At 73.9% G+C, this 21,135-nt stretch carries 15 protein-coding genes; 8 read left to right on the top strand and 7 right to left on the bottom strand.

The genetic code is table 11. The features are described 5' to 3' along the window. Positions 1-6 precede the first annotated feature (6 nt). On the top strand, positions 7-219 hold the full coding sequence (locus tag ACFV4G_RS06645; RefSeq protein ID WP_359957616.1) for an EF-hand domain-containing protein: 213 nt from the start codon (positions 7-9) through the stop codon (positions 217-219). Positions 220-350: 131 nt separating this feature from the next. Here the strand turns inward: ACFV4G_RS06645 and ACFV4G_RS06640 are convergent, their stop codons facing one another. Then, positions 351-2,549, bottom strand: coding sequence for a CDP-glycerol glycerophosphotransferase family protein (locus tag ACFV4G_RS06640; protein WP_380437185.1), 2,199 nt, complete (start codon positions 2,547-2,549; stop codon positions 351-353). Between the two features lie 905 nt (positions 2,550-3,454). Here ACFV4G_RS06640 and ACFV4G_RS06635 point away from each other — a divergent pair. Further along, positions 3,455-3,721, top strand: a complete 267-nt coding sequence (locus tag ACFV4G_RS06635) for a hypothetical protein (protein ID WP_359957622.1) — start codon at positions 3,455-3,457, stop codon at positions 3,719-3,721. Between the two features lie 225 nt (positions 3,722-3,946). After that, positions 3,947-4,396 carry a YjbQ family protein gene (locus ACFV4G_RS06630; protein WP_380437183.1) on the top strand — a complete coding sequence of 150 codons (450 nt, stop codon included), beginning with the start codon at positions 3,947-3,949 and terminating at the stop codon, positions 4,394-4,396. Positions 4,397-4,403: 7 nt separating this feature from the next. On the opposite strand, the gene ACFV4G_RS06625 is transcribed toward ACFV4G_RS06630, so the two are convergent. Continuing rightward, positions 4,404-4,949 (bottom strand): DUF1990 family protein, encoded by a 546-nt coding sequence (locus tag ACFV4G_RS06625; protein ID WP_380437181.1) that lies wholly within the window; start codon positions 4,947-4,949, stop codon positions 4,404-4,406. Positions 4,950-5,161: 212 nt separating this feature from the next. Between ACFV4G_RS06625 and ACFV4G_RS06620 the strand changes: the two genes are divergently transcribed. Next, complete coding sequence (locus ACFV4G_RS06620) at positions 5,162-5,380, top strand: hypothetical protein (protein WP_380437179.1); 219 nt, start codon at positions 5,162-5,164, stop codon at positions 5,378-5,380. 22 nt (positions 5,381-5,402) lie between these two features. Here the strand turns inward: ACFV4G_RS06620 and ACFV4G_RS06615 are convergent, their stop codons facing one another. Together ACFV4G_RS06615 and ACFV4G_RS06610 are read right to left on the bottom strand one after the other, a co-directional pair. After that, the gene (locus ACFV4G_RS06615) at positions 5,403-8,447 is read right to left on the bottom strand and encodes an AAA family ATPase (protein ID WP_380437176.1); all 3,045 of its coding nucleotides are present in this window, start codon (positions 8,445-8,447) and stop codon (positions 5,403-5,405) included. Beyond that, complete coding sequence (locus ACFV4G_RS06610) at positions 8,444-9,613, bottom strand: exonuclease SbcCD subunit D (protein WP_380437174.1); 1,170 nt, start codon at positions 9,611-9,613, stop codon at positions 8,444-8,446. Before ACFV4G_RS06610 ends, ACFV4G_RS06615 begins: the two co-directional genes overlap by 4 nt. Positions 9,614-10,141: 528 nt before the next feature. Between ACFV4G_RS06610 and ACFV4G_RS06605 the strand changes: the two genes are divergently transcribed. The 3 genes from ACFV4G_RS06605 to ACFV4G_RS06595 all read left to right on the top strand — a co-directional run bounded on the left by ACFV4G_RS06605 (position 10,142) and on the right by ACFV4G_RS06595 (position 13,163). Continuing rightward, positions 10,142-11,131, top strand: coding sequence for a hypothetical protein (locus tag ACFV4G_RS06605; protein WP_380437172.1), 990 nt, complete (start codon positions 10,142-10,144; stop codon positions 11,129-11,131). A gap of 208 nt (positions 11,132-11,339) precedes the next feature. Beyond that, positions 11,340-11,960, top strand: coding sequence for a hypothetical protein (locus tag ACFV4G_RS06600; RefSeq protein WP_380437170.1), 621 nt, complete (start codon positions 11,340-11,342; stop codon positions 11,958-11,960). A gap of 426 nt (positions 11,961-12,386) precedes the next feature. Next, positions 12,387-13,163, top strand: coding sequence for an SGNH/GDSL hydrolase family protein (locus ACFV4G_RS06595; protein ID WP_380437343.1), 777 nt, complete (start codon positions 12,387-12,389; stop codon positions 13,161-13,163). A 169-nt stretch (positions 13,164-13,332) separates the two neighbouring features. Here ACFV4G_RS06595 and ACFV4G_RS06590 read toward each other — a convergent pair whose 3' ends face one another. The 3 genes from ACFV4G_RS06590 to ACFV4G_RS06580 all read right to left on the bottom strand — a co-directional run bounded on the left by ACFV4G_RS06590 (position 13,333) and on the right by ACFV4G_RS06580 (position 17,839). Then, on the bottom strand, positions 13,333-14,193 hold the full coding sequence (locus ACFV4G_RS06590) for a nitroreductase/quinone reductase family protein (RefSeq protein ID WP_380437168.1): 861 nt from the start codon (positions 14,191-14,193) through the stop codon (positions 13,333-13,335). A gap of 335 nt (positions 14,194-14,528) precedes the next feature. Continuing rightward, a complete protein-coding gene (locus ACFV4G_RS06585; RefSeq protein ID WP_380437166.1) occupies positions 14,529-15,707 on the bottom strand; it encodes a polysaccharide deacetylase family protein in 1,179 nt (392 codons plus the stop codon). Between the two features lie 305 nt (positions 15,708-16,012). Continuing rightward, positions 16,013-17,839 (bottom strand): AMP-dependent synthetase/ligase, encoded by a 1,827-nt coding sequence (locus ACFV4G_RS06580; protein WP_380437164.1) that lies wholly within the window; start codon positions 17,837-17,839, stop codon positions 16,013-16,015. Positions 17,840-18,269: 430 nt separating this feature from the next. Between ACFV4G_RS06580 and ACFV4G_RS06575 the strand changes: the two genes are divergently transcribed. Next, on the top strand, positions 18,270-21,135 hold a 2,866-nt coding region (locus ACFV4G_RS06575), incomplete at its 3' end, for a nitrate- and nitrite sensing domain-containing protein (RefSeq protein ID WP_380437162.1).

The raw sequence follows: 21,135 nt of genomic DNA, 5'->3' as shown, positions 1-21,135 counted from the left end.
GCAACCATGCAGAGCACCGAGGAGATCAAGGCGCTCTTCGACCGTTTCGACAAGAACGGCGATGGCAAGATCACTCCGGCCGAGTACGCGCTGGTCGCGAACGAGATGGGCGACCACGACGTGACGCTGTCGATGGCCGAGGCGCTCATCCACGCCATGGACACCCACCACCAGGGCTACCTGACCTTCGACGAGTTCCTGGCCGCCCGCCGGGGCTGAGCCCGCCGTGACGGGGCCGGTCGCCGTACCGGCGGCACCGGCCCCGATCGCCTGACGAATGACAGCTGACAGATAACAGATTTCGAAATCTGTTATCTGTCAGCTGTCATTCGTTTGCCGGTCGTTCTCCGTCAGCCCGCGACCGGGAACACCCGGCGTACCACCCGCTCCGCCGCCCCGCCGTCGTCCCACGGGCAGAACTTCGCCCGGAACCGCGCCCGCGCCGCCGGATCCGCGTCGCCCGCGAGCAGCGCCGCCGCCAGCCCGTCCGCGTCCACCGTGACCGCGCCCGGCGGCTCCGCGAACAGGTCGAAGTACACCCCGCGCACCCGCCGGTAGTCGTCCCAGTCCGGCGCGAACACGACGATCGGCCGGTCCAGCACGGCGTAGTCGAACATCATCGACGAGTAGTCCGTCACCAGCACGTCCGCCGCGAGGTAGAGGTCCTCCACGGACGGGTGCGCCGAGACGTCCACGATCTCCGCCGCATCCTCGCCCGCGACCAGGTCCCCCGGGCCGGTGGTGTGGAAGTAGTGCGTGCGCACCAGCAGCGTGTACGAGGGGCCGAGCCGCCGGGCCAGGTCCTTCACGTCCAGCAGCGGCACGTAGCCGCCCTGGCCCTCGCGGTGCGTCGGCGCGTACAGCACCGCCGTGCGGCCCGGACGCAGGCCGATCCGCTCGCGCATCGCGCGCACCTCGTCCGGGGTGGCGTTGGCCAGGCGGTCGTTGCGCGGGTAGCCGGTGTCGAGCATCTCGTAGCGGCCGGGGAAGGCGCGGGCGAAGTGCTCGCTGGTGTGCGGGTTGGAGGAGACGAGGAAGTCCCAGCGGTCGACGGCCTCCTGGAGCCGGTCGAAGTCCATGCCGTCGGCGGCCTCGGGATGGTCCCGCAGGTCCATGCCCATCGCCTTCAGCGGGGTGCCGTGCTGGGTCTGGACGTGCACCGTGCCCGGCCGCTTGGCCATCGTGTGCGGGAAGTTGACGTTGTTGACGAAGTACCGGGCGGTCGCCATCACCTTGAGGTAGGCCGGGGTGTTGACGATCACGTACGGCACCCCGGCCGGCATGGCCGCGGCCTGCGTGCGGTTCTCCACGACCCACACACCCCGGATTTCCGGGACGAGTTCCTTCGCCTTCTCGTAGATCGCGGCCGGGCTGCACGCGTAACCCCGGTGCCAGTACGCCGCGTAGACCGCGAGGGTGTCGTCCAGCGGCAGCCGGCGGAACGCGTTGTACGCGGTGAACCGGGCACCGCTGCGCACCCCCTTGCGCACCGCCGGCGCCACCGCCCGCGCGCCGCGCTTGAGTTCGCGCGGCAGCCGCCCGGTGCGGCGCAGCTCCGCGTAGGCGATCCGCGCGCCGCGTGCCGCCAGCCGGTACTGCACGCCGCGCACGCCGCCGGGGAACTGGTAGTCGTCCGGCCGGTGGTGGGCGAAGTGCCGGGAGATGCTGTGGAAGAAGTCCTTGCGCCGCTCGACCGGCACGAGCCCGGGGGTGTCGTAGACGTTGAGCGCCTGGCGGACGGTCCGGTCGAAGACCAGCGTGCGCAGCGACTCCGGGACGGGCCGGCCGGGGCGGTCCGGGCGGTCCAGGAACGCGAAGATCGCGTCGTACTGGGCGAACACGTCGGCGTGCTTGGGGGAGGCGGTCGCGGTGATCGCGCCGTCCCGGTTGCGGCGGTAGACGTAGCAGGGGCGGTCGACGTAGCGCAGCCGCTCGGCGGCGAGCAGCGCGGGGTAGGTGACCGAGATGTCCTCGTAGTAGCCGCGCCCGAACGCGACGCCGAGGCCCTCCAGGTACGCGCGGCGGAAGACCTTGTTCCACACCGACATCACCGTCTGGAACAGCGCCGGGTGCTCGGCGAGCGTGCAGCCCTCGACGAGCGGGGAGCCGAGCAGCACGTGGCGCCAGGGGTTGGGCTCGGTCGCGCCGTCCGGGTAGACGTGGGTGAAGTCGGTGACCAGCACGTCGGCGGGGACGGCCTGGCGGCCCTCGTGGCGCAGCTCGTCCAGGACCACGCTGACGGTCCGCTCCGGCAGCCAGTCGTCGCTGTCGACGAACCAGACGTACTCGCCGCGCACGAGCGGCAGGGCGGCCGCACGGGCGCCGCCGAGGCCCTGGTTCTCGGTGAGGTGCAGGACCCGCAGGCGCGGATCGCGGGCGGCGTACTCGTCCAGGATCGCGCCGCAGCCGTCGGGGGAGAGGTCGTCGACCGCGATCACCTCGAAGCGCGACTCCGCGGCGGGGGTGTCGCCGAGGATCGAGTCGAGGCAGCGCGGCAGGAACCGCTCCACGCCGTGGACCGGGAGCACGATGCTGAGGAGGAGTGACACGCTGGCCGAGTCTACCGACCGCCCGGACGTGACCTCTGAGCTGGGCTTCAGTCGGGGCGAGGGGGCTCCGGAGCGGGGTCGCCGAGAAGGGCTGCGCAGTGGTCGGGGGTGATCCGGGGTTCGCGGCGGACGGTGGTCCTTGTGTCCGGTCCTCGTGTCCGGTCCTGCGCCCGGCCCTGAACCCGGAGCCGCCGGTGCCGGGCCCTGGTGGGGGCGGCACCGGCAGCCTGGTGGCGGCCCGGCCGACCCTCTACGGCCGGCCGCCGGTCCGGGCACCCGTCCGAGCCTGGCCGCCGCAGCGTCGAGGCGGCCGGGCAGTGGCTCGGGGGAGCCGGAGTCCTTCATCATTCGAACACGCAGTTGGGCAACGTGCGAGCCCTGCGCGTAGAAAGAGATATTGCTTGGAGGTTACGCCGGAGTCAATCCCTCGAATGTGTTCACTTCATGAATGATCCAATTCGGTGATCGCTCCGGTGGGGTGATACCCATGGTGCTGGTGGACCGTCTTCCGGGGCGACCCCTGTCCGGCTCCTGTCCAGCCCCTGCCCAGCCCCTGTCCTGTTCCCCGCCCCGTGCTTCGCCGACCCGTGTGCCGACCCCTCCGTCCTCCCGCGCGCGACCCCTATATACCGGCCGCGCCACCGGGCACTCCCGATGATCCCGTGCGCCGGGCGCGTGCCTCGTGGCCGGGCGCCGGGTCCGTACCTCCGGAAACCGCTGACGGAGGGCCGGTCGTGCACCCATCATTGATGCCTAGTCGTGACCGGTCCGGGTGGCCCCTGGTGCATCGTCAGTTGACGCCGCACGATACGGTGGCACAACACCAAGGACGGTTGCGCGAAGGCCGTCCGTCACGGATAGTCTTCGCCTCACGGCCCTGGCGCCTCGTAGGGGTGGGAAAACTGATGGAACACATGCAAGTGCGGACTCGGCCCCGTGTGCCGGCGATCCAGTGCGGTGTCGGCGCGACCGGCCGCCGGATCGAACGACACCTGGCCGTGCTCGGCGCGCCCGCCGTCCCGGCGGTGGATACCGCCGAGGCGCTCGGGCTGATAAGGGAGCTGACGCCGCGCGGCGCCGGCGCCCCGGCGTCGCCGCGCCGCCACGTACGGGTGTCGCTGCTGGCGCCCCTGCGCCGGCTGCGGCGGAGCCTGTTCGGCGGTCGCGGCTAGGACCCGAGGCCTCACGGCCTCCGGCCCGACCCGCACCCCGGCACCCGGCCCGGCGGACCACGAGGACCGTCGGGTCTTCGTCGTACCCGGACGGGTCCGGGTCGGCGGGGCGAGTGCCGCCGGGCGGAGAGCTCCTTGGCCGAGTGGTGCTCGTCCCACTCGAGTGGTGCTCGTTCCAGTGGCGCTTGCGCGAACCGGCGGTCGGCTTCCGGCAGGATGGCGCTCATGGCGGACAACATCCACTCCCACCCCACCAGCCCCTTCCAGACCACCACCTTCGAGATCACCACCGGCAGCCGCGAGGTCGCGCTCGACATCACCGACCGCTGCGCCGCGTTCCTCACCGAGCGGGCCGCCGGCCGTGACGGCCTGCTCAACGTCTTCGTCCCGCACGCCACCGCCGGCATCGCCGTCCTCGAGACCGGTTCCGGCAGCGACGACGACCTCCTCGCCACCCTGCGCGACCTGCTCCCCGCCGACGACCGCTGGCGCCACCGCCACGGCAGCGCGGGCCACGGGCGCGACCACGTCGTGCCCGGACTGGTCGCCCCGCACGCGACCCTGCCGGTGATCGGCGGTCAACTCGCGCTCGGCGTCTGGCAGTCCGTCGTCCTGGTCGACACGAACGGGGACAACCCGCGCCGGACCGTCCGGCTGTCCTTCCTGGGCGGCTGAGCGGACGTCAGACGCGGGACGCGACGGCGGCGAGGTAGCGCTCGATGGCCAGGTACTGGCACAGCGCCGCGACCGGACGGCCCAGGCGGGCGTACCAGGCGGCCAGCCGGGAGAAGGCGGCGACCTCGAACCACACCTCGCCGTCGGCGTCCATCGAGACCAGGAACGACTCCTCGCCGCACTCGGGGTGGCCGGGGAGCGTGCCGTAGGCGAAGCCGATCCGGTCCGGCTCGTCCACCGTCCACACGACGCGGCAGGGGATCACGAGGCGCGGCCACCGGCTGCCGGGCAGGGCGATCCGCAGCAGGACCGTGGCCCCTTCGGCGGCGGGCGCGTGCGGGTGGACGGCGAAACCGGTGCCCAGCTGGCTGCCCCAGCCGAGGACGTACCGGCCGGCCCGCTCCAGCACGTCGGGGCCGTGGCCCAGGTGCACTCGGCGCCGCAGGTGCGCGTACCCGTGGGGGAGCGGCCCGCCCCGGGTGGCTCCGACCTCGGGATACGTCGGTGCGGCGGCGCGGGCGGCGGTGAGGCGCTGGTGGAGATCTCGGCCCATGGGGGCCACCGTAGCCGGGGGGCCCGGGGCGGATGGCGGCGGGGTTGGGGCCGGGTGGGGCGCGGGTTGGCGCTCGGTGGGCAGGGGGCGGCGAACAGGTAACAGATGACAGATGTTGAAATCTGTCATCTGTTATCTGTCCGCTGTCGTCTGTCGTCCGTCAGCCGCCCCCCGCCTTGCCGCACACCGGGCGCGAGGAGTAGGAAGGCGGCATGAGCGATACGGAGACGAACGAGGACACGGCCGTCTGCGTGCCGGCTCCTGCCGAAGGTGCCGAGGCCGCCCTGGTGCACGACCCGGCGCTGACCGGTCCGCGCGCCGACTGCGTCCTGTGCGGCGAGCCGACCGAGCTGCCCGCCGACCACCCGGGCACCACGCTCTGCCCGGTCTGCGCCTGGCAGCAGGCTCAGCGGATCGCCTGCTCGGGCTGAGGCCGCCCCTTCCGGGCGCGTCTCAGGCGTCCTCCCGCCCGGCCAGAGCGAGGGTCGACCCGTGCCGCCCCTTGTGGACCAGCAACTGGGCCGGGATGCGGGTGCGCAGGTCGGCGACGTGGCTGACGATGCCGACGGCCCGGTCGCGTTCGCGCAGTCCGTCGAGCACGTCCATGACCTCCTCCAGCGTCTGCTCGTCCAGAGTGCCGAAGCCCTCGTCGATGAAGAGCGTGTCCAGCGGCATGCCGCCCGCCTCGTCGGTGACGACGTCGGCGAGGCCGAGGGCGAGGGCGAGCGAGGCGAAGAAGCTCTCGCCGCCGGAGAGGGTCGCGGTGTCGCGCTCGGTGCCGGTCCAGGCGTCGACGACGCGCAGGGCGAGCCCCGAGCGCTTGTTGCCGGTGCCGCGGTCGTCGCTGTGGACGAGGGTGTAGCGGCCTCCGGACATCCGAACGAGCCGGTCGCTCGCTGCCGCCGCGACCTGCTCCAGCCGCGCCGCCAGGACGTACGACTCCAGGCGCATCCGCAGCCGGTTCTCGGTGGAGGTGCCTGCGGCGAGCGCGGCGAGCCGGTTGATCCGCTCGAACCGGACCAGTGCAGGCGCTAGCTCCTCCGCCAGGGCGGCGAGTTGCGCACCGATGGCGGCCAGCGCGGCACGGCGCTCGCCGGCCGCGGCCTGGGCGGCGTGGGCGTGGCGCAGTCGTGTCGTGGCGGTGTCGAGCGCGGCCTGGGCGGCGGGCAGGTCGGCGTCCGGGCGCTCCGCGGCCGCGGCGAGCTCGGGCAGCGCGAGTTCGCGTTCGACGGAGGCGAGTTCGGCGCGGTGCCGGTCCAGCCGGGCCTCCAGCTGCTCGCGCTGTCCGCGGGGGAGCATGACGGCGAGTGCGTCGCCGGCGCTGGGGAATCCGGCCGCGGCGGAGGCCTTGGCGAGTTCGTCCTCGGCGTCGGCCAGCCGGGCCGCCGCCTCCGCGCGGGCGCGGACCGCCGTGACCGCCGCCGCGACGTCGTCGGCGAGCCGGGCGAGGGCTGCGGCCCGTTCGGCGACGGAGGCGGCCTCGCCCCGGGCGGCGGCCACCCGGGCGGCGAGCTCCCGCTGTTCGGTGCCGAGGGCCTGGAGGCGGTCGGTGAGGACGGCGCCGCGCTCGCGGGCCTCGCGCAGTTCGTCGTGGCGGCGGGCGCGGTCGTCGGAGAGCCGGCCGATCTCCCGCTCGACCCGGCCGAGCGCCTCGGCGGCCCGCAGCGCCTCGTGATGCTCGCGGTCCAGCGTGGCGAGGGCGTCGGCGACGGTTCGGGCGTCGTCCGGTCCGGCCGTTCCGGCGGCCGTCGCCTCGCGGACCCGCAGCGCGGTGAGGGCCTGGTCGGCGTCGGTCGCGGCCTGCTCGGCGGCGCTTTGGGCGGCGCGGGCCCGGTCCTCGTCGGCCGCGCTGACGCGCTCGCCGGGAGCGGCCAGGGCGGGTGCCGGGTGCTCGGCCGAGCCGCAGACCCGGCAGGCCTCGCCGGTCCGCAGCTGCTCGGCCAACTCGGCCGCCATGCCCACGAGTCGGCGCTCGCGGAGGTCCTGGCTGTACTCGCGGGCGTCCAGGGCGGCTTCGCGCAGCGCGTGCGCGCGCGGTTCGGCGGCGGAGATCTCGGTCCGCAGGTCGTCGCGTTCCCGGGCCGCCTTCAGCCGGGCGGCCACCTCGACGCGCCTTCCGTCCAGTTGCTCGACGCGGGCGCCGGCCTCGCGGGCCGCCGTCTGCTCCGCCTGGAGGCGGACCAGCCGGCCGTCGAACTCGGCCAGCCAGTCCTCGGCCTCCTCGGCGAGGTCCTCGGCGCGGAGCCGCTCCTCGTCGGCGGCCCGCTGCTCGCGGGCGAGTTCGACACAATGCCGCTCGTCGGCCCTGGCGGCCTCCAGGCGGACCACCTCGGCCCGCAACCGCCTTTCGGTATCGGCCAGTTCGGCGGCGTCGGCCTCGCCGAGCCCCATGGTCGCGGGTTCGCGGACGTCTCCGGTCAGCGCGGCCCGGTGCCGGTGCTCGGCCTCCTGCGCGCGGCCGTGCGCCTCGGCGGCGTGCTCGCGCAGGCGCAGCGCCGACTCCACGCCGACGGCCGCCTGCGCCGCCGCCAGCCGCTGCCGGTCGCGCGCCGCCTCCGGTTCGAACCCGGCGAGCCGCTCCGCCCGTTGGCGGGCCTGCCGGTGGCGCTGCTGGCGTCCGGACAGTTCCTCGGCGGCCTCCCGCTCGCGCTGGGCCTCCACGTGGGCCGCCTCGGCGCCCGCGAGGGCGGCGTCCGCGACGGCCTGCTGCTCGGCCGCCCCGGCGCGCAGGATCGCCGCCCACCCGAGCACGCCCGCCGTGAGGTCGGCGCGGTCGTCGTCGGCGGGCACCCAGCCGTCGGCCGTTTCGGCGCCGGGCCCCGCCGCCTGCTCGGCCTTGCTCGCGAGGTCGCGCAGCCGGCGCCGGCCGGCCTGGACGGCCGCCTCCTGGGAGCGCCGCTGCTCCGCCAGCCACGCCTCGACGTGCTGGAACCGCTCGGTGTCGAACAGCCGGCGCAGCAGCTTGCCGCGTTCCTCCGAATCCGCCCTGAGAAAGCGCGCGAAGTCCCCCTGCGGCAGCAGGACGACCTGGCAGAACTGGTCGCGGTTCATGCCGACGAGCCGGTGGATCTCCTCGCCGGCCTCCTGGTGCGACTTGCTGAGCGCCCGCCAGCCCGGGGTGCCGTCGCCGGTGTCCGCCGCCCATTCGCGCAGCAGGGTCTGCGCCCGCTCGACGGTCGTGCCGGTGCCGACCTTCTTCGGCCGCCGCTGCTCCGGGAGCCGGGTGATCTGCAGGCGCCGCCCGCCGATCGTCAGCTCCAGCCGGACCTCGGTGAGGCGGTGCGGGTCGGCGTGGTCGCTGCGCAGGCGGTTGGCCCGGCGACTGCCGGGCACGTCGCCGTAGAGGGCGAAGCAGACCGCGTCCAGCACGCTGCTCTTGCCCGCACCGGTCGAGCCGCGCAGGAGGAACAGCCCGCCGGCGGCGAGCGCGTCGAAGTCCACCGTCTCGGCGCCCGCGAAGGGGCCGAAGGCGGTCACGGTGAGCCGGTGCAGCCTCATCGGGGCAGGTCCGCCTTCCGCTCGGCGCTCTCCCGCACGCTCTCGAACCCGGCCTGCAGCCAGTCGAGTTCGTCCTCGTCCGGATCGGAGCCCGGGCGCACGTGCCGCAGGAAGCCCTCCGCGATCTCCAGGTCGGCCCGCCCGCCGACCCGGGCCGCGTACGACTGCGAGGGCTCCGCCGGCGTCTCCTCGGGGTCGAACAGCAGCTGAAGGGTGTGCGGGAAGCGGCGGCGCAGGCGCTCCATCGGCTCGCTCGGGCGGGCCGCGTCGGTCAGGGTGGCCTGCACCCACGACTGCTCGTCCTTCGCGTACTTCTCGTCGGTGAGCAGGGCGTCGAGCGTGTCGCGCAAGGGGGCCAGGGGGCGCGGCCGCGGGCAGTCCACGTGCTCGGCGGTGACGGAACCGTCGGCGCCGAGGTCGACCAGCCACATCGTCTTGCGCTGCCTGGCCTCGGAGAAGGAGTAGGCGAGCGGGGAACCGCTGTAGCGCAGGTGCGGCGCGAGCGTCTGGCAGCCGTGCAGATGGCCGAGCGCGGCGTAGTGCACGCCGTCGAAGACCGAGGCGGGCACGGCCGCGACGCCGCCGACCGCGATGTCGCGCTCGCTGTCGCTCGGCGTGCCGCCGGTGACGAAGGCGTGCGCCAGGACCACCGCGCGCGTGCCCGCCGGCCGGGTGGCGAGGTCCTCCCGGACCCGGTCCATCGCGGCGCCGAGCACGGCCGCGTGCCCGCCGCGCTCCAGCCCGAAGCCCTCGCGCACGAGCGTCGGCTCCAGGTACGGCAGCCCGTAGACGGCCACCGGGCCGTGCTCGTCCGCCAGCAGTACGGGGTCGGCGCACTCGCCCGGATCGGTGCGCAGGTGGATCCCGGCGCGGCCGATCAGCCCCGCGCCGACGCCGAGACGGCGCGCCGAGTCGTGGTTGCCGCTGATGAACACCGTCGGCACGCCGAGCGCGGCCAGCCGGTGCAGCACGTCGTCGAACAGCGCGACCGCCTCCAGACCGGGCAGTGCCCGGTCGTACACGTCCCCGGCGACCAGCACGGCGTCGACGCGTTGCTCCTCGACGACCGCCACCAGGTGGTCGAGGAACGCGCGCTGGGCGTCGTGGAGGCTCTCCCGGTGGAACGAGCGCCCCAGGTGCCAGTCGGAGGTATGCAGCAGTCGCATGGTCCCCGACCCTAACCTCCGGCACCGACAATCCCGGCCGGAACCGTGGACCCGGGCACCCCGGGGCGGTGCGACCGGGCGGGCACGACCGATTGTCAGTGACGGTGTGTATGTTCCTCGTTGCGGACGGTCGCGTCCGTGGCCGGTCGGCGTGGCCGGCCGGAAGCACTTCGGGTGGGTCGGGGAGAGGAGCACGGCATGTCGGTGCGGGTTCTGGTGTCGGGGATGGTCCGCGGGCGGTGCTCGCGGTCGCTCGTGGAGACGCTCGCGGGAGCGTGTGGTACATGGAGGGCGCGCGGGCAGTCACGAGCGCGCCCGTCGGCGGCGCGGTGGAACCGCCCCGGTGGGGACGGGCCCCGGGCGGGCGGACCTCGCTGGAGCGGGCCACGGGCGAACGCGCCGGGGCGTGGCGGCGCCGGGCCCGGCGGGGTAGGTGGCGGGCGTCCGCCGGGCGGTGGGGCCGGCGGTGGTGGAGCCGGGGCCCGAGGGAAGCGGCGGCGTGGCCTGGCGCGTGGGGCGCCGCCGCCGGTGCCGGTGGCCCTGGCGGTCCCGGCGCGGGCCGCGGACTTCACCGGGCTGGCCGGGCACGGCCTGTTCGGCGGCCTCACGCACCGGGAGTACCTGCGGCTGACGGAAGACCTGCTGCGGGGGCTGCGCCGGCAGGGGGTGGAGGTGCACCTGCGGGTCATGGAGGCCGAGGACTACGCGGACTACTGCGACGCCTTCGGCCTCGACCCGGCCACGCCCGCCGCCCGGGTCGCGTACGCGGGCGACCCCGAGCTGGCCGGCGAACCCTTCGTCTACGCGGGGGAGCCGCTGGCCGAGCTGGTCCCGCTGCTGCTGGAGGACCACCGGGCCAGGGTGCGGATGTCCTTCGCCTGCGCCGTCCTCCTGGAGGCGGTCGGCGACGACGACGCGGGGCAGCGGCACCTCGTGGCGGTCATGGAGTACGCCACGACGGTGTTCGTGGCGCTGGCCGAGGGCGCGGGGGAGGGGTTCCACCTCCTGACGCTGCGCTTCCACGGCCCGGAGGACGGCGAGCAGCTCACCGCGGCGGCCGAGCTGTGCGTCGAGGCGGGCATGCTCTTCCCGGGCGGCCGGGACACGGAGGCGTTCTGCGTGACGCTGGCGGCGGGCGTGGCCGTCGCGGGCGGCGGCGCGCTGCTGCTGCACGGCGACGCCGGGCCCGAGGGGCCGCCGGTGCGGGGCTGGGCGCTGGTGCGTGGACGGCTGCGGCCGATGAGCGCGCACGAGGTGTTCGACGAGTTGGCCGACACGATCGGGCGGGGCGTGCCGTTCCCGCCCGGGGTGCTCCCGCGGCCCGGTTTCCCCCTTCCGTCCTTCCCGGGGCGCGCGGCGCCGTGGGAAGGGCCCGACGACGGCGGTGCGGGCGGAGCGGAGCCCGCCGGCGGTGGCTCGCCGGGGAACGGTTCGCCCGGCGATCGTTCGGCCGGGGACGGCCGGGCCGGGGAGCGTCCGGACGACGCCTCCGAGGGCGGAGGTGAGCCGCTGTCCTGACCAGGGCTTTTCGTCCTCCGCGTCCACCAAGTGGAGCTGGGGACTGTTCATCGACCGCCTGTTCGGGGAAGATTTCGGGGAAGATCAACAGCTGGAGCGCGCGGCACCCCACGCCGCCGCCTCCGCCGCTCCGCCCCGTACCGCGCTCCGCAGGTCCGCCCCGCGCCCCGTCGGTCCCGGCCGAGCCCGACACCGAAAGGGGGGACGCATGAGCCGGATCGAGTACAGCGCGGAGGTCGCCGAGCTGCTCGGCAAGGTGCGCCGGCGTCCCTCCGCGGGGTGGCCCTGGCGGCCGGGCGAGCAGGTGCCCGAGGGGTTGCCGGTCAAGCAGTCGTGGGGGTGGCTCTTCGCCCCCGACGGCCGGGTGCTGACCCTGGTCAACCCTCGGGACGGCATCTGCTCGCTGCCCGGCGGCTCGCTCGAACCGGAGGACGCGGGCGACCCGGCCTCCGCCCTGGCCCGGGAAGCCGCCGAGGAGGCCCAGGCCGTCATCGGGCAGCCGTACTACCTCGGCTACCTCTACGACCGGGTGGGCTCCGCCAACGGCGGGAACGAGTGCGCCCGGGTGCGGATGGCCGCGGCGCTGCGGGCGGTCGGCCCGAGCACGGCCGACCCGGCGTCCGGCCGGCACTACCGGCGCCTGCTCGTCGCCCCCGGGCTCGCGGTCGAGCTGCTGGGTTGGGGCGAGCCCGGACTGCGCCAGGCGAGGGCGGCCGTCGCGTGCGCCGTCCGGTGGCTCGGCGTGCCCGCGGCCGCGAACGAGACGATCGAGGAACTGCCACTGGAGGGCTGCGAGGTCTTCCCGGGCACCGTCTATTCGAAGCACTGACGTTCGCCGTCCGCCACCTGCCACGCGCAGTGGAAGGGCGCGGCTGAGCGAGCCGTCGGTGGCATCGCGCAACGCACCTCTCGGAATCCCTCTCTGAGCACCTCTCAACGCTCCGATCGACGCGTCGCTCAAGCCTGCACTCAAGCCCGCGCTCAAGCCTGTACTCAAGCCCGCGCTCAAGCCCGCGCTCAAGCGTGCGCTTAAGGCCGGCCAAAGCGCGTCCCTCGGCGCCCGCCTGGTGCGTACACGCGCGCACCGGCGCTGAACAGCGCCAATACGCGCTCTGTGAAGAGGCGTTCACTCCAGCGTTGTCAGACTGACCGTCAATATCCTTGGCATGAGCGCTTCCCGAGCTTGCTACCGCCTGGTATCAAATCTGTGACCCACATCACGCCAGGAGGTTTCATGCTGCGCCCCACCCGTGCCATGGCCGCCACCGCGATAGCGGCCCTCCTCACGCTCACCACGTTCTTTGCAGCCACGTCCGCGAGCGCGGACGCCGTCAACTACGTCGCCCTCGGGGACTCGTACTCCGCGGGTGTCGGTTCCGGGAGCTATCTCGGCGACAGCGGCAGCTGCAAGCGGAGCACCAATGCCTATCCGTACCTGTGGCAGAGTGCCAACTCGCCGTCCTCCTTCGGTTTCGTCGCCTGCTCGGGGGCGAGAACCGGAGACGTCCTCAACAGCCAGGTCTCTGCCCTGAGTTCCTCGACCACGCTGGTCAGCATCACCATCGGCGGCAACGACGCCGGCTTCGCCAGCACCATGCAGACCTGTGTGCTCAGCTCCGAGAGTTCCTGCCTCAGCTCGGTCTCGGCCGGTGAGGCCTACGCCCAGAACACCCTGCCCGCCCAGCTCGACCGGGTCTACTCGACGATCCACGCCAAGGCGCCCAACGCGCACGTCGTGGTCCTCGGGTACCCGCACCTGTACGAGATCGGCGGCAGCTGCATCTTCGGCATCGGCGACACCAAGCGGTCCGCCATCAACGAGGCCGCCGACGTGCTCGACGGCGTCATCGCCAAGCGCGCCGCGAACGCCGGCTTCACCTTCGCCGACGTGCGGGACGTCTTCAGCGGGCACGAGATCTGCGGCTCGCTGGACACCTGGCTCCACAGCACCACGTGGCCCATCGACGAGAGCTACCACCCGAACTCCTCGGGCCAGGCCTACGGGTACCTGCCGGTCTTCTCGCAGTCGTGACGGCTGACGGCTGACGGCTGGCAAGTGACAGATAACAGATGACAGATAACAGATTTCGAAATCTGTTATCTGTCATCTGTTCGTCCGCTCCTGTCCCCGCCACTCCCGGGTAACGGCCGCCACTCCCGGGTAACGGCCGGCGCTCACCCGGCAGCCGGCGCCCGGCCCCTCAGCGCATCGGTGGGAACGGAATCCCGGCGAGCGCCGGTAGCAGCTCGGCCTCCTCGTACGCGAGGTGGGCCTCCAGCTCGGCGGCCATCCGGTCCACCTCGGCCCGCAGCCGCTCCGGCTCCTCGACCTCGATCCCGGCCAGCAGGGCGACCAGCTCCTCCTTGATCCGTCCGATGGCCCGGTGCTGCTCGCCCAAGAGGTCCAGCGTCTCGGCAAGTTCGGGATGGCTGCGCGCCAGTGCCGGGAAGATCGCTCCGTCCTCGCCGCGATGGTGGTGCGTCAGCCCCTCGCAGAACGCCAGGCAGTGCTGCCGAAGTTGGAGCCCGAGGCTCGCCCTCCGCCCCGCGGCGTGCGCCTGCGCTTCCTCGCGGACGTACCGCAGTTGCGCGCGCAGCCAGGTGTGCGCCTCCAGGAGCTTGTCGGCGAGGTTGCGCACCTCCCGTGTGGGCGTTTCGGGCCGTTCCAGGACGACGACCGGCAACTCCCGCCCCGCATGGGCCTGGTAGTCGCCGTATCCCGGCGCGACCCGCACGGCGGCAGCGAACAGCTGCTCCCGCCGCGCCCCTTCCGCCGGCACCGCGATCACGTCGAACGCCTCCGTGCCGAGCTCGACCCGGACGACGGGATGGGCGAGCAGGTTGCGGTACCACTGCGGATCGTCCGGGGCCCCGCCCGCCGACGCGACGACGACGAGTTCCCCCTCCTCCCGGACGTACCCCAGCGGAACGGTGTGTGGCCGCCCCGATCGGGCCCCGGTGGTGGTGAGGAGCAGTAGGTCGCCGCCCTCGAACGGCCCGCCGACCTTCCCGCCGTTGGCGCGGAACTCGTCAATGACACTCTGGTTGAACGAAATAGGCATACGTGTGTGGTGAAGTCTCCGAACGAGTAAAGGAGTCAAGGCCACACGCGAGTGCCGCGAAGCACACGCGTACGCGGACACCACGGGTGGCCGCGTACGTCAGGTCAGGGGAGCGGAGAAAGTCCTCATCGCGCATCGTCCCTCGGAGTAAGGTGTCGGCTCGGCTGTCGGCCGGCCCACTTCTCTGTGGCCGACGCCGCGCTGCACGCCTCCATTAGAGCCATGCCGCGATCGCCCTGTCAACGAGCAAGATCGGCAGGCGAGTCGAGTGACGGCGCCGCCCCTCCTCGGGTGGAGACCGGGTACGAGAGGGGCGGCGGCGCGCTTCCCATGGGTCAGTGCAGGTAGTCGATCAGCCCGGCGGGCTTGAGGCCGGCGGCCTGGGCGGCGGCGAGTGCGCGCGGGAGGTCGGTGGCGAGGGTGTCGGTCCAGTGCATCAGGACGACGTCGCCGGGCTGCAGGGTGCCGGGGTGCCAGATGTTGGAGGCGCCCCAGCTGAAGTCGGCGTCGGCGGTGAGGACGGTGCGCATGCCGCAGTTGGCCGCCGCCTGCAGGGTGTCGGCGTTCCAGGCGAAGTAGGGCGGGCGGAAGACGGTCGGGGCCGTGCCGAAGGCGCGGGTCATGGCGTCGCGGGCGTCGCAGATCTCGACCTGCTGCTGGGCGAGGGTGAGCGTGGTGGGGTCGGTGTGCGAGACGCTGTGGTCCTGGATGGAGGAGCCGGGCACGGCGGTGACGCGCCGGAAGAAGCCGGGGTCGGTGCCGGCGGGCATCGGCAGCGGGAAGGCCGTGATCGGCAGGTGGTTGTCGGCGATGAACTTCTCCGCCTCGGGGGTGCGCGTCCAACCGTCGTCGACGGTGAAGAAGACCACCTTATCGGTGGTGGGCACGGACCCGAGGGGCGTGGCCGGGGCGGGTGCGGGGCCGTCGACGTGCACGTCGTCGACCGAGAACGGGCCCTCCTGGTACCAGCCGTGGACGTAGAGCCGGATGCTGCGCGCGTTCGGACCGGTCGTGAACCGGGTGGTGAGCTGCTGCCAGCCGCCGTCGGTGGTCTCGGTCCAGGCGGGGGCGACGTCGTGGCCGGTGCCGGTGGCGCCCAGGTAGACGAAGCTGCCGCGTACCCAGGCGGAGGCCGTGTACGTGGTGTTGGGCTGGACGGAGACGGTCTGGGCGCACTCGCCGGTGGAGTCCGCGTTCGCCGGCGTGACGGTCAGCGCGGAGGTGCCCGTGTGCGGGGCGGTGGTGGTGACGGCCGCCTCGGCCGGACCGCCCGTGCAGTTCCAGCCGGCGATGGCGCCCCAGTCGGACAGGTTGGGCGCGGGCAGCTCGAAGCCGGGGTTGGTGGCCAGGTTGACGATGGGGGCGGCGGCCGCGGAAGGGGAGCCGGTGGCGGAGGGCGCGGCCGTCGCCATGGGAGCGGCGGCGGTCACGAGCGCCACGGACGCCGCCAGTGCGGACAGGCGCGTGGACAGGCGCGTGGACAAGTGCGCGGACAGACGTGTGGACAGGGACACGTGAAGACTCCTGCGTGTGGGGGAAGCACGCCCGTGGGGAGGGCGTGACGGAAGCGGTGGCCGTCGAGACGCCGAAGCGTCGAACCGTGGAAACGTCGAACCGTGGAAACGCTGAACCGTCGAAAGCTGGAACCGTCGTACCGGGGCGCTCCCCGAGGGGCGGGAGCGGGAGGTGGTGCGCCGCACTCGGACCGAGGAGAAACAATGGACTGGACCAATCGGTCCGTCAAGGGAATCCCGTCGAAACGGCTCCGCCAACCGCCCCCGAATCAACTACAGGGCTGCAAACCGGACAAGACGGCACGTCAGGGGACGTACAGCTCCTCGATGTCCGCCGCGTAGTGCTCCGCGATCGCCGCCCGTCGCAGCTTCAGCGACGGGGTGAGCAGCCCCTGTTCCAGGCCGAACTCCCGTGGCAGCAGCCGGAACGCGCGGATCGACTCGGCCCGCGACACCGCCGTGTTCGCCGCCGCCACCGCGCGCTGGATCTCGGCGTGCAGCTGCTCGTCCGCGAGCACCGCCCACGGGTCCAGCAGCTCCCGTCCGTTCGTGCGCAGCCAGTGTGCCAGGGCGGCCGGGTCGAGCGTGATCAGCGCGGCGATGTACGGGCGGTCGTCGCCGACCACCAGGCACTGGGAGACGAGCGGGTGCGCCGACACCCGTTCCTCCAGCGCGGCGGGGGCGAGGTTCTTGCCGCTGCTGGTGACGATGAGGTCCTTCTTGCGGCCGGTGATGGTGAGGTACCCGTCCTCGTCGAGGTGGCCGAGGTCCCCGGTGGCGAACCAGCCGTCCTGCAGCGACTCCGCTGTGCAGCGCGGGTGGTTGAGGTACCCGCCGAACACGGACCCGCCACGCACCCACACCTCGCCGTCGTCCGCGATCGCCACCGAGGCGCCGGGGATCGGCCGGCCGACCGTGCCGAGCTTCTGCCGCCCGGTCGGGTTGGCGGTGATCGCGGCGGAGGTCTCGGTCAGCCCGTAGCCCTCGTACAGTTGGAAGCCGGCGCCGGCGAAGAACAGCGCGAGTTCGCGGCGCAGCGACGAGCCGCCGCACACGATGCTGCGCGCCCTGCCGCCGAGGACGGCGCGCAGCCGCGGGTAGAGCGTCTGCTCGTAGGCGAGGTGGCGCAGGCGCAGCCGGGGGTTCGGCCCTGGGCCGCGGCCGAAGAGCTTCTGCTCCCTGGCCGCCGCCCAGTCGACGGCCACCTGCCGTGCCTGCTCGAAGAGTTCGCCGCGTCCGGCGTCCTCGGCGGTGCGCCGGGCCTGCTGGAAGATCTTTTCGAAGACGTACGGGACGGCGTGCAGGAAGGTGGGCCGGAAGGAGGCCAGGGCGGGCAGCAGGGCGTCGGTGGAGACCTCGGGGACGTGGCCGATCCGGAATCCGCCGCGCATCGCCGCGACCTGCACGGCCCGCCCGTAGACGTGCGCGAGCGGCAGGAAGAGCAGGGTGGAGGGCTGGCGGCCGGAGGGGTCCTGGAAGACGTCGCTCCAGCCACCGAGCAGGGCGTCGGCCTCGGCGGCCAGGTTGGCGTGGGTGATCAGGCAGCCCTTGGGGCGTCCGGTGGTGCCGGAGGTGTAGACGACGGTGGCGATGTTCGAGGCGGCGACGCCGAGGCGCTGGCGGTGCACGAGGGCGTCGGGCACGCCGAGCCCGTCCTCGGTGATCGCGCCGACGCAGTCGCGGTCGAGCTGCCAGATGCCGCTGAGGTCGGGCAGGGCGTCGCAGACCGCGCCGACGGTCATCGCGGCGTCCTCGTCCTCGACCAGGCAGGCGACCGACTGGGTCTCGGCGAGGATCCAGCGCACCTGCTCGGGCGCGGCGGTGGGGTAGACGGGGACGGTGATCGCGCCGATCGACCAGAGCGCGTAGTCGAAGAGCGTCCACTCGTAGCGGGTGCGGGACATCAGGGCGACCCGGTCGCCGTAACGCACGCCCCGGGTGAGCAGGCCCTTGGCGAGGGCGAGGACCTCGTCGCGGAACTCGCGGGCGGTGACGTCCCGCCATGCGCCGTCGGCGGTGCGCAGGGCCAGCTGGGGGAGGGCGGGGGTGCGTTCCGCGGTGTCGTAGAGCGAGTCGGCGAGTCCTCCGGCGGCCTCGGGTGCGGCCAGGGCCGGGGTGGTGAACTCGCGCACGTTCCTCCCCGGTTCGCGTCCTCCGGCGCTCGCCCGCGTCCCGCTCGCGGCTGCCGTGGAGCCGAAACTATCGGATCGTCCCGCGGCTGCCCAGGGTTGTGTCGGTGACGCGACGAGATCGGCACAAGGGCGTACGGAAAGTGCCGTACCTCCGTACGGAGAGCGTCGTACGCGGGTGCGACCGAGGGCCGTGCCCGGACGGTGGGGGCCGCCGCCGTCCTGACGTGTGCGGGGCAAGTGAAGACGAGAAGGATTTCGGCCCTCGAACGAGTGGTCAGGGCGTAGTAGGCTCTCGCAGACCTGTGGCCGGGCCCCCGGCCAGGCCCGATCCGTACCCGACCCCCGAACCGGGCTCCCCACCGCCCGTGTGCTCGCCCCGCTCCGCCCACCCTCCCCCTTCCGCGCCTGGCACTTCCCGACCGAGGACTCCATGCGTCTGCGTAGCAGCTCGATCCGCGCGAAGATCATCGCGCTGCTCCTGGTGCCCATCGTCGCGCTCACCGCCCTGTGGGTGTACGCGACCATCGCCACCACCGGAGACGTCTGGAACCAGCTGGAGCTCAGCCGTACGTACAAGGAGTTCGGCGCCCCCGCCGACCAGTACGCCACCGACCTGCAGAACGAGCGCCGCGCCGCCGTCCAGCGCCTCGCCGACCCGGGCTCGCGCGCCGCCCGCGACGCCTACGACCGCGCCAAGGCCGACACCGACCGCGACCTCGGCGTCCTGCGTGACAAGAAGGAACGCATCGGCGGCAGGCTCTCCACCGCCCAGCGCGGGCGCCTCCTGCAGATCCTCGCCGCCGCCGACCAGATGGTCCCGCTGCGCGCCCAGGTGAGCCGCTCGGCGCTCAACTGGGAGTTCGCGCTCGACCAGTACAGCGACCTGGTCAAGCCGGTGTTCGGCTTCCGCTCCGCGTTCGTCGCCCAGCAGAGCGGCCAACTCCCGCGCCAGGGCACGATCCTGATCGAGCTCGTACGCGCCCGCGAGTACCTGGCCCAGGAGGACGCGGCGATGGAGGGCCTGCGCACCGGCACCGCCCGGCCCACCGCCGAGCAGTACCAGACCGCGCTGGACGCCCTGCACAACCAGCAGGCGCTGTACACCGTCTACATCGCCGAGCTCGAACCCGCCGACCAGGCCGACTACATCGCCCTGCGCGGCGGCGACACGTGGGCCGCGCTGGTGCGCGCCGAGGCCGACTTCGTCGGCGCCGGCGGCCCCGCCAACGTCGCGCAGGCCATCAACGGCGACTCCTGGCGGGAGACCGCCGACCGTGCCCTCGGCGACCTCGCCGCCGTCAACTCCCGCATCGCCGACGGCATGGCCGAGCGCGAACAGTCGTATGCGACCGGCCTGTTGTGGCGCGGCGGGATCGCCGGCGCGGCCGGCCTGGTCGCCATCGTGCTGACGGTGCTCATCTCCTTCCGGATCGGCCGCGGCCTCGCCCGCGAGCTGATCGGCCTGCGCAACGCCGCCAACGAGCTCGCCACCACCCGCCTGCCCGCCGTCATGCGGCGGCTGCGCCGCGGCGAGGCCGTGGACGTGGCCGCCGAGGCGCCGGAACTGCGGTTCGGGCAGGCCGAGATCGGCCAGGTCGGCCAGGCGTTCAACGCCGTGCAGCGGGCCGCCGTCGAGGCCGCCGTCGAGCAGGCCGACCTGCGCCGCGGCGTCTCGGCCGTCTTCGTCAACCTCGCCCGGCGCAGCCAGGTGCTGCTGCACCGCCAGCTGACCCTGCTGGACACCATGGAGCGCCGCACCGAGGACCCTGCGGAGCTGGAGGACCTGTTCAAGGTCGACCACCTCACCACTCGCATGCGCCGTCACGCCGAGGGCCTGATCATCCTGGCCGGCGGCTCGCCGGGGCGCGCCTGGCGCAAGCCGGTGCGGATGGTGGACGTCGTGCGCGCGGCGGTCGGCGAGGTCGAGGACTACGCCCGCGTGACGGTCCGCCCGTTCCCCGGCACCGGACTGCTCGGCAGCGCCGTCGCCGACGTGACCCACCTGATCGCCGAACTCGTCGAGAACGCCGCGGTGTTCTCCCCGCCGAACACCCAGGTCACCGTCCAGGGCGAGGTCGTGGCGCACGGCTTCGCGCTGGAGATCGACGACCGCGGGCTCGGGCTGAGCGGGCCGGCGCTCGCCGAGATCAACGAACGCCTCGCCGTGGAGCAGGAGTTCGACCTCGCCGACACCGACCGACTGGGCCTGTTCGTGGTCAGCCGGTTGGCCCGGCGGCACGGCATCCGGGTGCACCTTCGGCCCTCGCCGTACGGCGGGACGACGGCCGTCGTGCTCGTGCCGCGCGAGCTGCTCGCGGAGGCACCGGACGGGCCGGCCGAGCCCTCGCAGGCGGGGCGGCGTCCGGTGGCGACGGCCCGGCGCGGCCAGCGGGACCTCGTGGCGGTGCCGGGAGGCGCGGCCACGGCGACGTCCTCCGAGGTGTCCCCGGCGGTGTCCTCCGAGGTGCCCTCGGTGGTGCCCGGTCCGGCTCCGGGTGACGGAGCGCCGGGTGCTGCTGCGAGCGCTGCGAGAGGCTCCACGGGCGGGAAGCACCGCGTCACCGGCGGGCCGCGGCCGTCCGCGGCCGAACCGGCCCGGACGCCGGGCGGGCTGCCGCGGCGGGCGTCGCGGACGAAGGGCGGGCCGGTGCTCGTCCCGCCGCCGGGTTCGGAGGGCCGCGGTTCGACGGGCGGCTCGGCAGGTGGTCCGGCAGGTGGTCCGGACGGCGGCTCGGAGGGCACCGGGCGCCACCGCCGGGCGGAGATCCTGCCCGCCGTGGGTGCGGCGGCTGCCGGGCCTGCGGACGTCGCGGTCGGTGATGTGGTTCCGGAGGCTCGGGCGGTTCCGGTGGACCTGGATGCCCTGGCGGCTCCGGCGGCCCCGACGGTCTTGGGGGAGCAGCCGGCCGCCGGTGCGCGGACCCCGGGCGGACTGCCCCGGCGGGTGCGGCAGGCGAACCTCGCGCCGCAGCTCAAGCAGCAGATGAAGGAACGTCTCCGCGGCGGGCGCGCCGAGGACGCGCGACCGTCCGAGGACCCGGTCGTCCGGGCGGCACAGGAGGCCGAGCGGGCCGCCCGGGAGGCCGAGCGCGCGCGGGAGCGGTCGCCGGAGGAGGCGCGGGCCACGTTCGCGTCGTTCCAGCGCGGGTTCACCCGGGGTCGCGGCGCCACCAGTCCGTCGTCGGCCGCGTCGTCGTTGGCCGCGTCGTCGTTGGGCGCGGCGGCGTGGGCCGCCTCGCCGGCGGCCCCGGGGGGGTGGGGGGGCGCCCGCCCCGCCCCCCCCACCCCCGCCCGCG

The sequence above is a fragment of the Kitasatospora sp. NPDC059747 genome, from assembly GCF_042732955.1.
Taxonomy (GTDB): domain Bacteria; phylum Actinomycetota; class Actinomycetes; order Streptomycetales; family Streptomycetaceae; genus Kitasatospora.
This window is presented reverse-complemented; position numbering and strand designations above follow the sequence as displayed.